Genomic DNA, 11,366 nt, shown 5'->3' on the forward strand with positions numbered 1-11,366 from the left:
ACCACCGGCTCCCGCGAGGAGCACCCGCCCGCCGCCCGGCTCCACGACGACGGCCAGGCCCTCGTCCTCGCCGTCGTCGGCACCCCCGGCACCGGCCGCAGCACCGCCCTCGCGGGCCTCGCCGCCCAGCGCGCCCGCGGCCAGGACCCCGCGCCCACCGTCTGGCTGCGCGGTGCCGACCTGCGCTCCGACGACCGTTCCGTCGCCGACGCCGTCGGCCGCGCCCTGCACCGGGCCGGGCGGGTCGCCGCGGCCTCCGGAGCCCCGGGCGACCCCGCCGGCGCCACCCCCGAGCAGGCCGCCGCCCTCGCCCGCGCCGCCCGCCGCCCGCTCCTGGTCCTCCTCGACGGCCCCGAGGAGATGCCGCCGCTCCTCGCGCACCGCCTCGGCCCCTGGACCGCCGCCACCGAGGAGTGGCTCGCCACCCACGGGGCCCGTCTCGTCACCGCCTGCCGCCCGGAGCACTGGGAACAGGCCGGGCCGCTGTACGCGACGGCGCCGCGGACCGTCGTCCTCGGCGAGCTCTCCGAGGACGCGGCCCGCGAGGCCCGGCGCCGCCACGGGGTGCCCGACGACGGGATCGCCGCCGAGGACGCCCGGCACCCGCTGGCCCTGCGGCTCCTCGGCGAGGTGCGCGCCGCCACCCGGGGCGAGGCGCCCGGCCGCCCGGGCCGGGACGAGGTCTTCGCCGCCCACCTGGCCCTGATGTGCCTGCGCGTCGCCGTCCGGATCGCCGCGGGCACCCGGCCCGTGGTGCGCGGGACGGGCGTGCGCAGGCTCGCCGCCCGCGTCAGCGGCCACGTCCACGAGGCCGCCCGCCGCTGCCTCGGCCCCGGCCAGGGCGAACTGGACCGCGAGTCCTTCGAGGAGCTGTTCCCCTGGGGCACGGGATGGGCCTCCGCGGTCCTCACCGAGGCCCTGCTGGTCCCGGCGGGCGGCGGCTACCGCTTCGCCCACGAGGAGCTGGCCGACTGGCTGCAGGGCGCCCACCTGGACATCGACCGCGCCCTCGACTCGCTGATCCGCCACCCGTCCCCGCTCCCGGTGCCCCGCCACCGCATCGGACCCGTCCTCCAGGCCCTCCACCACCTCCACCGCGACCAGGGGCCGGGAGCCCTGTCCGAGCGGCTGGACGCGCTGGTCGACGCCCTGGCGCGGCACGCCGACCACTCCGGCCCGGGCGGCGCCGGCGAGGAGGGCCTCTGGTGGGCCTCCCGGCTGCTCGCCGGGACCCTCGACGGCGTCCGCGACCCGCGGCCCCTCCTGCCCGTGCTGCGGCGGCTCGCCGACCGTCAGGGGGAACGGCCCGGCGCACCGGACTCCTTCCCCGGGTTCGGCGCCCGGTTCTGGGCCGGGCTGCGACTGCCCGAGGGGGAGCGCGTCGACCTGCTGCGCCGGCTCGTGCCCGCCGACCCGGCCCCCGGCCCGGGGGCGCCGCCCCGGTTCCTCGACGCCGTCGCCGGACTCCTGGCGGCCGACCCGCGCGGGGTGCAGCCGCTGCTGTGCCGCTGGTTCGCGGACGAACGCCCCCTGGCCGCCGCGCCCGGCGCCACCGTCGGCACCGCCGCCCAGGCGCTGCTGCACACCCACCGCGGGTTCGCCGTGGACGACCTGTGCGAGGCCCTGGTCGCCACCGCGCACCCGCTCGCCGACGGGCTGCTCGCCGCTCTCGCCGAGGACGAACCGACCGCGCTGTGCCGGGCGGTGGACCGCTGGGCCCACGACGACGGGCGGCCCGAGCGGCGCACCGCCGCCGCCGCGTACGGGCGGCTGGTCGCCCGGCACGTCACGACCGAGGCCGACCGGGCCACCCTGCGCTACGCCGCCCTCGCCCTGCTCGCCCGGCCGGCCGACCGCGCCCTGCACGGGCCCGCGCTCGGGCTGCTCGTCCACGACCCCGAGTCCAGGGCCCGGCACCTGCCCCGCGCCCTCGTCGAGCCGGGCGTGCCCGTGGACGCCCTCGCCGCCGCGCTCGCCAGTCACCCCGAGCCCGTCCTCGACGCCCTGCGTGCCCGGCTGCACGGCCCGGAGCCCGCCGCAGTCCTGCGGGCCCTCGCCACCGTCTCCACGCCCCGCCTGGCACGCCGGGCCGCCGCACTCGTCGCCGAGTACGCCGAGCGGCACCCGGAGGGCGCCGGCCTGGTCGCCGGCTTCGTCGACACCCGGCTCGAAGAGGGGCCGGTGGCCCGCTGTGTGCTCCACCCCCTGGTGCTGCGGCTGCTGGCCGGACCCCATCCGGCGGTCCGCGCCGCACTCGCCCCGGTGCTCGCCGCCCGCGGCACCGGCGCCTCCCGGTTCCTGCGTGCCGAACTGCGCGCCGAGCTGTGCGCCGTTCCGCGTGCCGAGCCCGCCGCCGTGACCTCCGCGGCCCCCGGGGCGGTCGCGACCGCCGTAACGAAGGTCACCTCACCCATGCCGATGCCGTCGCGGCCGCATGCTCATGGCAGTCTTAGACCTGCGCCAACAGGCGTACACGCGGACATGGGTACAGGCGGACGAGGAGCGGTCACAGTGCAGCGCTGGCGTGGCTTGGAGGACATCCCCCAGGACTGGGGGCGCAGCGTCGTCACCATCGGCTCCTACGACGGGGTGCACCGCGGGCACCAGCTGATCATCGGGCGCGCCGTGGAGCGCGCCCGTGAGCTCGGCATCCCCTCGGTCGTCGTCACCTTCGACCCCCACCCCTCCGAGGTCGTCAGGCCCGGCAGCCACCCGCCGCTGCTCGCCCCGCACCACAGGCGCGCCGAGCTGATGGCTGAGCTCGGCGTGGACGCGGTGCTGATCCTGCCGTTCACCTCCGAGTTCTCCCAGCTCTCCCCGGCCGACTTCATCGTCAAGGTGCTGGTCGACAAGCTGCACGCCAAGCGCGTGATCGAGGGCCCGAACTTCCGCTTCGGCCACCGGGCCGCCGGGAACGTGGACTTCCTGGCCGAGCTGGGCGCCACGTACGACTACGAGGTCGAGGTCATCGACCTGCGCGTGACCGGCGCCGCGGGCGGCGGGGAGCCGTTCTCCTCGACGCTCACCCGCCGGCTGGTCGCCGAGGGCGACATGGCGGGCGCCGCCGAGATCCTCGGCCGCCCGCACCGCGTCGAGGGCATCGTCGTGCGCGGCGCCCAGCGCGGCCGCGAGCTGGGCTTCCCGACGGCCAACGTCGAGACCCTGCCGCACACCGCGATCCCCGCCGACGGCGTCTACGCGGGCTGGCTGACGGCCGCGGGCGAGCGGATGCCCGCCGCCATCTCGGTGGGCACCAACCCGCAGTTCGACGGCACCGAGCGGACCGTCGAGGCGTACGCGATCGACCGCGAGGGCCTGGACCTGTACGGCCTGCACGTCGCCGTCGACTTCCTGGCGTACGTGCGCGGCATGCTCAAGTTCGACACCCTCGACGACCTGCTCGCGGCGATGGCCGACGACGTCAAGCGCAGCCGCGAGCTGACCGCCGCCTACGACGAGGCCTGAGCCGCGTCGGGAGCCCCGCTCACCAGGTGACGAGCAGCTCCCTCGGACCCCGGATCAGGCCCTTGGACTGGAACACCGTGTCCTCGGGCCTGCCCGCGAGCGCCAGCCGCGGATAGCGGGCCAGCAGGGTCGAGAGCATCACCTCGGACTCCATCCGGGTCAGCATCGCGCCCATGCAGTGGTGCGGCCCGTGTCCGAAGGACACGTGCCCGGTGCCGGTGCGGTCGAAGTCGATCGTGTGCGGGTCCTCGAAGACCAGCGGGTCCCGGTTGGCGGCCAGATAGGACGCGTACACCGCCTCGCCGGCCCGGATCAGCACCCCGCCGACCTCCACGTCCTCCAGCGCGATCCGCGGCAGCCCGACGCCGTTGCGGTGCGGGATCCAGCGCAGCAGCTCGTCCACGGCCTGCGGCAGCAGCTCCGGCTCGGCGCGCAGCCGGGCCGTCAGCTCGGGCCGGGTCAGCAGCAGCCAGACCATGTTGGCGCTGTTGTTCCGTACCGCGTGCGCGCCGCTGATGAGGATCGCCATCGCCAGCGACACGGCCTCGTCGACGTCGATCCGGCCCTCGGCGAGGGACTCGGCGAGCACCCCGCCCAGGTCGTCGGCCGGCTCGGCCCGGCGCCGCTCCAGGTGCCGGGTGACGTACGCGTGGATCTGCGCCTTCGCCGCCCTGCTGCTCTCCGGCCCGGGGCCCGAGGAAAGGATCAGGTCCGGCCAGGAGGCGAGCTCCGCCCGGTCCGCCTCGGGGATCCCGAGGAGGTCGCACACGACGGCCATCGGCAGCGGGCCGTGCAGGTGCTTCATCAGGTCGGCGGGGCGGCCGGCCTCCTCCATCGCGTCGAGCAGCCGGTCCGCGGTGGCCTGGGCGAGCGGGCGAAGCCGTTTGGTGGACTGCCCGGTGAAAGCTTTCGTCACGGCCTTGCGCAGCTGGGTGTGATACGGCGGGTCGGCGTAGTTCAGTGCCGCCTTGGAGGCCACCATGTGCCCGGTCATGCCGGTCACCTGGCGCTCCAGGAGGGCCGTTCGGCTGAAGCGGGGATCCGAGGTCACCGTGCGCACGTCCTCGTACCGGGTGACCAGCCAGGCCTCGTGGTCCGCGCCGAACGGCAGCCGGATCCGGGCCACGGGCTCGTCGGCGAGCAGTTCGATCAGCAGCGGGTCGAAGTCGAGGGCCGGCAGGTCCTCGACCGCCCAGGTGCGGACGGGCCGCGGTGCGGCCATGGGTTCAGGGCTCATGAGGGCGCTGTTCCCGCCGCCCACCGACCGCGACACGCCGGGTGCGGACAGCCGCCTGAACGGAGCACACGCCCGCGCCCCGCTCGGTGACGCTCCGTGGCCGTCCCGTCGCCCTCGCGGTTGCGGACCTGCTGCGGCGGAGCGAGTGTGGTCCGCAGTTCACGGCGAACGAGACGAAGGAGCGCGTGTCGTGGTGACCCTGTGCAAGCCCGCGGTGGCCGTACCCGAGTACGTGATCACGATGGAGGAGACCCTCGACCTCGCCCGCTCACGCCATGCCGACCACCCCCAACTCCCCCTGGCCCTGCGGCTGATCGGGAACACCGGGGTGACCCGTCGGCACATCGTGCAGCCGATCGAGGAGACCCTGAAGCACCCCGGCTTCGAGGAGCGCAACGCCCGTTACGAGGCGGAGGCGAAGGCGCGCGTCCCTGCGGTGGTCAAGGAGGCCCTGGCCAACGCCGGACTGAGCCCAGGAGACATCGACATGATCGTCTACGTCTCGTGCACGGGCTTCATGATGCCCTCGATGACGGCCTGGCTGATCAACAACATGGGCTTCCCCAGCCACACCCGGCAGATGCCCATCGCCCAGCTCGGCTGCGCCGCCGGAGGCGCCGCGGTCAACCGGGCGCACGACTTCTGCACCGCGTACCCGGACGCCAACGTCCTCATCGTGGCCTGCGAGTTCTGCTCGCTGTGCTACCAGCCCACCGACCTCGGCGTCGGATCGCTGCTCTCCAACGGCCTGTTCGGCGACGCGGTCGCCTCCGCCGTGGTGCGCGGCAGCGGCGGCACCGGAATCGTCCTGGAGCGCAACGACTCCCACCTGGTGCCCGACACCGAGGACTGGATCGCCTACAGCGTGCGCGCCACCGGCTTCCACTTCCTGCTCGACAAGCGGGTCCCCGGCACGATGGAGCCGCTCGCCCCGGCACTGCGCGAACTGGCGGGCGCGCACGGCTGGAACGCGGGCGACCTGGACTTCTACATCATCCACGCGGGCGGTCCGCGCATCCTCGACGACCTCAGCCACTATCTCGAAGTCCCGCCGGAGTCCTTCCGGTTCAGCCGCTCCACGCTCACGGAGTACGGCAACATCGCCAGCGCCGTCGTCCTGGACGCCGTGCGCCGGCTCTTCGACGAGGGCGGTCTGCCGGAGGGCGCGCGCGGCATCCTCGCCGGCTTCGGCCCCGGCATCACCGCGGAGATGTGCCTGGGCCGGTGGACCAACGGTGCGACGGCGCGCGAGCCCGGGCTCGACGCCCGCCGGATCGTGGGCTACTCGCCCCGGCACGCCGCCCCGGCCCGTACGGTCGCCTGACCGGCGGCCCCCACCCCGTTCCCTGACGGCCGCCGCTCCCGCGCGGCCGTCCGCTTCCCGCAGGCCCTTCCGCCTCCGCCACCACCCCCGCAGCACCGCAGAGGAGTTCCGCATGTCCGTCACGCCACCCCCTCTCCGCCGGGCCGCACGCGGCCCGGCGGCGCTGGCCGTCCTGCTCGCCGCGGCCTCCCTCGCGGGCGCCCCCACGGCCGCCGCGGCACCCGGAGCGGGCCGGGTGCCGATGCACCAGTGCTGGGTCAACGACGTCGCCGCGCCCCCGGGCGACCGGGTCGAGGGCACCTCGGGCGACGACCACATCTTCTGCGACAGCGACCTGGAGGGGGTCACCGTCTCGGGCGGCGCCGGGAACGACGTGATCGAGGTCAAGGGCCTGGTCATCGACTCCGCCGTGCTCGGCGGCGAGGGCGACGACGTCATCCGCGCCAAGCACCTCGTGGCCCAGAACAGCTTCAGCATGGTCCGCGGCAACCGCGGCAACGACATCATCAAGGTGGCCACCGTGCACGGCGAGGGCGCGGAGCACGGCGCGATCGTCCACGGGGACGACGGCGACGACCAGATCACCACGGGCTCGGTCTTCGGGGCACCCGGACAGTTCAACCGCGGCGGCGGACTCGTCACCGGCAACGACGGCAAGGACGTCATCAAGGTCGGCACGGTGGACTTCTCCGGCCGGGTGCTCGGCGGCAGCGAGGACGACAGGATCGAGGCCGCCGCCCTCGGCCCGGAGTCCGGCGGGCTGATCCAGTCCGGGCCCGGGAACGACACCATCAGCGGCCCGGACGGGGCCGTGCTGGTCGTCGGCGAGCACTGGGGGACCGTGGACGCCGGGGTCGGCGACGACACCTGCATCGTGAAGTCGGTCTCCACCCGGACGTCCATCTCCTCGTGCGAGGTGATGCCGAAGGGCTCGGTGGCCCAGAAGCCGTCGGGCAAGCCCATCGACAAGCCGCTCGGCAAGCCGGCCGAGCAGCCGGCGGGCACGCCGGTCGGGCAACCGGCGGCCAAGCCGATCGAGCAGCCGGCCGCACAGCCGATCGACCAGCCGGCCGCAAAGCCGATCGAGCAGCCGGCCGCAAAGCCGGCCCAGGCCAAGGACCCCGCCCAGGCCCAGGACCCTGCCCAGGCTCCTGCCCAGACCCCGGCGCAGGCCCAATCCCCGGCCCAGGCTCAGGACCCCGCGGCCAAGCCGGCCCAGGACCCCGTGACCAAGCCGGTGCAGGACGCCGTCGCTCCGGTGGCTCCGGACGCCGTCGCCCCCGCGGCCCAGCAGCCCGCAGCCCCGGCCCGGCCGCCGGCCGCCACCCCCTGAGCACCGGGACACCAGCCGCCACGCGGTGAAGCACCGGCCCGGCCGCCCGCGCCGCCCCCCCGGGAGCGGCCGGGCCGCCGGCCACTCCCTCCAAGCGCCGGTGCGCCGACCCCGCGTCAGCCCGTCACCGGCGCCCGCTCCACCCAGTGGCACGCCGCCCCCCGCTCCGCGCCGCCGCCCAGGACCGGCAGGTCCTCCGTGCGGCAGCGGTCCGCCACCTCGGTCGCCCGCCCTCCGGCGAGCACCTGGCAGCGGACGTGGAAGCGGCATCCCGACGGGACGCGCGCCGGGTCCGGGGGCTCGCCGGTCAGCACCACCGGCTCGCCCCCGGACTCGGGGAGGACCGACAACAGCGCCTGGGTGTAGGGGTGCCGGGGATCCGTCAGTACGGACTCCACCGGGCCCGTCTCCACGATCCGGCCCAGATACATGACCGCCACCCGGTCCGCGATGTTCCACGCGAGGCCCAGGTCGTGCGTCACGACCAGCGCCGAAAGACCCAGCTCGTCGCGCAGCCGCAGCAGCAGCGCCAGGATCTCGCCGCGCACCGACGCGTCCAGCGAGGCCACCGGCTCGTCAGCCACGATCAGCTCGGGCTCCAGGACCAGCGCGCCCGCGATGACCACCCGCTGCCGCTGCCCGCCGGACAGCTCGTGCGGATAGCGCAGCAGGAACCGCTCCGGCGGCCGCAGCCCGGCCCGGGACAGCGCCTCGCAGACCGCGGCCCGCTCGTCGCCCGCGTACCCGTGGATGCGCAGCCCCTCCGCCACCGCGTCGTACACCGTGTGCCGCGGGTTCAGCGAGCCGCTCGGGTCCTGCAGGACCAGCTGGGCCCGCCTCCGGTACGCCTTGAGCGCCTTCGCCGAATAGGCGAGCGGCGCTCCCGCGAACGCCACCTCGCCCCCGCTGGGCCGGACCAGACCGAGCAGCGACCGCGCCAGTGTGGTCTTGCCGCAGCCGGACTCGCCGACCAGGGCGACGATCTCGCCCGCGCCGATGTCGAGGTCCACCCCGTCCACCGCCCGCGCGGCGGGACCTCCCCGCCGGCCGGGGAAGACGACCCGCAGCCCGCGTGCCGACAGCAGCGGTGTCGCGCTCATGACGTGCTCCCCACGTGTACGCAGGCCGCCCGGCGCCCCGCGCCCGCGTCCCGCAGCTCCTGGTCCTGCTCCGCGCAGCCCGCCACCGCCACCGGGCAGCGCGGGTGGAAGGCGCAGCCGGCCGGCAGCGCCGCCGGGTCCGGCGGATCGCCCGGCAGGCCGCGCGGCGCCCGCCGGGAGGCCGGGTCGCCGATCCGGGGGAACGCCGAGGACAGCGCCCGCCCGTAGGGGTGCGCGGCGGCCTCGTACACCGCCTTCGCCGGACCCTCCTCGACGACCCGTCCCGCGTACATCACCGCGAGCCGGTCGCAGGTGTCCGCGAGCACCGCCAGGTCATGGCTGATCATCAGCAGGCCGATGTCCTGCTCGGCGACCAGCTGCTCGATCAGCCGCAGGATCTGTGCCTGGATCATCACGTCGAGCGCGGTCGTCGGCTCGTCCGCCACGATCAGCCGGGGATCGCAGGCGAGCGCCATCGCGATCATCACCCGCTGCCGCTGACCGCCGGACAGCTCGTGCGGATAGGCCGCCGCGCGCGCGGCCGGCAGGCCCACGTGCTCCAGGAGCGCTCCGACCCGGACCCGGGCCGCCGCCGGGGTGGCCCGGCCGTGCACGAACAGCGGCTCGGCGATCTGGTCGCCGATCCGGCGTACCGCGTTCAGCGAGTGCATGGCGCCCTGGAAGACGATCGACGCCCCCGCCCAGCGAACCGCGCGCAGCCGCCCCCACTTCATGGCGAGGACGTCCTCGCCGTCGAGCAGGATCTCCCCGCTCAGCCGCGCCGAGGCGGGCAGCAGCCGCAGCAGCGCCAGCGCCATCGTCGACTTCCCGCACCCGGACTCGCCCGCGAGCCCGAGCTTGCTGCCGGCGGGCAGGCTCAGGTCCACCCCGCGCACGGCGGGGACGGCGGCCGCCCCCGAGCCGTACGTCACGGAGAGGTTCCGTACCTCCAGGAGGCTCATCGGCCCACCCCCAGCTTCGGGTTGAGCACGGACTCGACGGCCCGGCCGCACAGCGTGAACGCGAGCGCGACCAGGGCGATGGCGATGCCCGGCGGCGCCAGGTACCACCAGTGGCCGGACGAGACGGCGCCCGCCTCCCGCGCGTCCTGGAGCATCCCGCCCCAGGAGACCACGGTGGGGTCGCCGAGCCCGAGGAAGGCCAGCGTCGCCTCGGTGAGGATGGCCGTGGAGATCCCGAGCGTGGTCTGGGCGAGCACCAGCGGCATCACGTTCGGCAGCACGTGCCGGGTCATGACGTGCCCGTGTCCGCCGCCGAGCGCGGTCGCCCGCTCGATGTACGGGCGGGACTCCACGGCGATCGTCTGCGCCCGCACCAGCCGGGCCGTGGTCGGCCAGCTGGTCACCCCGATGGCGAGGATCACCGTCCACATCGAGCGGGACATCACGGTCGCGAGCACGATCGCCAGGACCAGCGTCGGCATCACCAGGAACCAGTCGGTGACCCGCAGGACGACGGTCGAGAACCAGCCGCCGTAGTGCCCGGCGACGATCCCGACGAGGGTGCCGATGGCCACGGACAGCGTCGCCGCGAGCAGCCCGACGAGCAGCGAGATCCGCGCCCCCCAGACCAGCAGGCCGAGCAGCGAGCGCCCGAACTGGTCGGTGCCGAGCGGGAACTCGGCGCTCGGCGGCTCCAGTGCGGTGCCCGGCGCGTTCGTCACCGACTGCACGTCGGCGCCGACCGTCAGCGGCGCGGTGACCGCGACGAGCGCGATCACGGCCAGTCCGACCAGTCCGTACAGACCGGCCCGGTGGCTTCGGTAGGAGGTCCAGAAGCGGGCGACGGTGCCGCGCCTGCGCTCCCAGGTCAGTGAGGTCATCGGCCCACCCGGGGGTCGAGCAGCGGATAGAGCAGGTCGGCGATCAGGTTCATCACGATCATCGCGCCGGCGAAGACCACGAAGAGGCCCTGCACCAGCGGCAGGTCGGGCACGCTCAGCGCCTGGTAGAACAGCCCGCCGAGCCCCGGCCAGGAGAAGACCGTCTCGACCAGGATCGAGCCGGCGACCACGTGCCCGAGGTTGATGAAGACCATCGTGACCGTCGGCAGCAGCGCGTTGGGTACGGCGTGCCGGCGGCGTACGACGTCGTCGCGCAGCCCCTTCGCCCGCGCGGTGGTCAGATAGTCGCCGCCCATCTCGTCGAGCAGCGAGGAACGCATCACGAGCAGCGTCTGGGCGTAGCCGACGGCGACCAGCGTGAGCACCGGAAGCACCATGTGGTGGGCTACGTCGACCACGTACCCGAAGCCGGTCTCCCCGGTGCCGGACTCCATGCCGCCGGTGGGGAAGAGGCCCGGGATGGGGCCCATGCCCACCGAGAACACGATGATCAGGAGCAGCCCGAGCCAGAACGAGGGCACCGACCACAGGGTCAGCGCCACCCCCGTGTTCAGCCGGTCGCCGAGGCTGCCGTGCCGCCAGGCGGAGCGGGTGCCGAGCCACAGGCCGAGCGCCGAGTAGAGCACCACGGCCGTGCCGGTGAGCAGCAGCGTCGCCGGCAGCTTCTGGGCGATCAGCTCGCCGACCGGGGCACGGAACTGGAAGGAGGTGCCGAGGTCGCCGCTGAGCGCCTTGGCGCAGTAGTCGGTGAACTGCTGCCACATCGGCTGGTCGAGGCCGAACTGGTGGCGCAGCGTGGCCAGCTGCTCGGCCGAGGTCGGCATGCCGTGGGTCATCGCCTTGACCGGGTCGCCGGGGATGATGCGGAAGAGGAAGAAGCTGGTGACGAGCACGGCGAGGAGGGAGACGGCCGCGCCGGCCACCTTCCCCGCCGCGTGCCGCAGATACGCGAGTGCGGTGCCGGACCGTGCTGCGCCGCCCTCCGTGGCACGGACCGGCTCGGTCCGTGCCACGGAGGCGGGAGTGCTTGCGCTCGTCACGGG

8 protein-coding genes are annotated in these 11,366 nt (G+C 75.0%); 3 read left to right on the forward strand and 5 right to left on the reverse strand.

Features of this window, described 5'->3' with window-relative positions:
• The first annotated feature begins 2,511 nt into the window (after positions 1 to 2,511).
• Complete coding sequence (locus tag ACH414_RS10585; RefSeq protein WP_398941520.1) at positions 2,512 to 3,465, forward strand: bifunctional riboflavin kinase/FAD synthetase; 954 nt, start codon at positions 2,512 to 2,514, stop codon at positions 3,463 to 3,465.
• Positions 3,466 to 3,484: 19 nt separating this feature from the next.
• On the opposite strand, the gene ACH414_RS10590 is transcribed toward ACH414_RS10585, so the two are convergent.
• Positions 3,485 to 4,702, reverse strand: a complete 1,218-nt coding sequence (locus tag ACH414_RS10590; protein ID WP_382547857.1) for a cytochrome P450 — start codon at positions 4,700 to 4,702, stop codon at positions 3,485 to 3,487.
• Here ACH414_RS10590 and ACH414_RS10595 point away from each other — a divergent pair.
• Both ACH414_RS10595 and ACH414_RS10600 read left to right on the forward strand, forming a co-directional pair.
• Positions 4,701 to 6,026, forward strand: coding sequence for a type III polyketide synthase (locus tag ACH414_RS10595; protein WP_383162131.1), 1,326 nt, complete (start codon positions 4,701 to 4,703; stop codon positions 6,024 to 6,026). The two genes, ACH414_RS10590 and ACH414_RS10595, sit on opposite strands and share 2 nt — an antisense overlap.
• A 112-nt stretch (positions 6,027 to 6,138) precedes the next feature.
• Positions 6,139 to 7,359, forward strand: coding sequence for a hypothetical protein (locus ACH414_RS10600; protein ID WP_398941485.1), 1,221 nt, complete (start codon positions 6,139 to 6,141; stop codon positions 7,357 to 7,359).
• Between the two features lie 116 nt (positions 7,360 to 7,475).
• Here the strand turns inward: ACH414_RS10600 and ACH414_RS10605 are convergent, their stop codons facing one another.
• The 4 genes from ACH414_RS10605 to ACH414_RS10620 are packed head-to-tail and all read right to left on the reverse strand — an operon-like array spanning position 7,476 to position 11,363.
• On the reverse strand, positions 7,476 to 8,459 hold the full coding sequence (locus tag ACH414_RS10605) for an oligopeptide/dipeptide ABC transporter ATP-binding protein (protein ID WP_382547852.1): 984 nt from the start codon (positions 8,457 to 8,459) through the stop codon (positions 7,476 to 7,478).
• Complete coding sequence (locus ACH414_RS10610) at positions 8,456 to 9,421, reverse strand: ABC transporter ATP-binding protein (protein ID WP_382547850.1); 966 nt, start codon at positions 9,419 to 9,421, stop codon at positions 8,456 to 8,458. The genes ACH414_RS10605 and ACH414_RS10610 overlap by 4 nt, the downstream gene beginning before the upstream one ends.
• Complete coding sequence (locus tag ACH414_RS10615; RefSeq protein ID WP_382547848.1) at positions 9,418 to 10,302, reverse strand: ABC transporter permease; 885 nt, start codon at positions 10,300 to 10,302, stop codon at positions 9,418 to 9,420. The genes ACH414_RS10610 and ACH414_RS10615 overlap by 4 nt, the downstream gene beginning before the upstream one ends.
• Positions 10,299 to 11,363 (reverse strand): ABC transporter permease, encoded by a 1,065-nt coding sequence (locus ACH414_RS10620; protein ID WP_382547846.1) that lies wholly within the window; start codon positions 11,361 to 11,363, stop codon positions 10,299 to 10,301. Before ACH414_RS10620 ends, ACH414_RS10615 begins: the two co-directional genes overlap by 4 nt.
• Between the last annotated feature and the right edge of the window lie 3 nt (positions 11,364 to 11,366).

The organism is Streptomyces sp. NPDC020422 (assembly GCF_044386705.1).
Classification (GTDB): Bacteria; Actinomycetota; Actinomycetes; order Streptomycetales; family Streptomycetaceae; genus Streptomyces.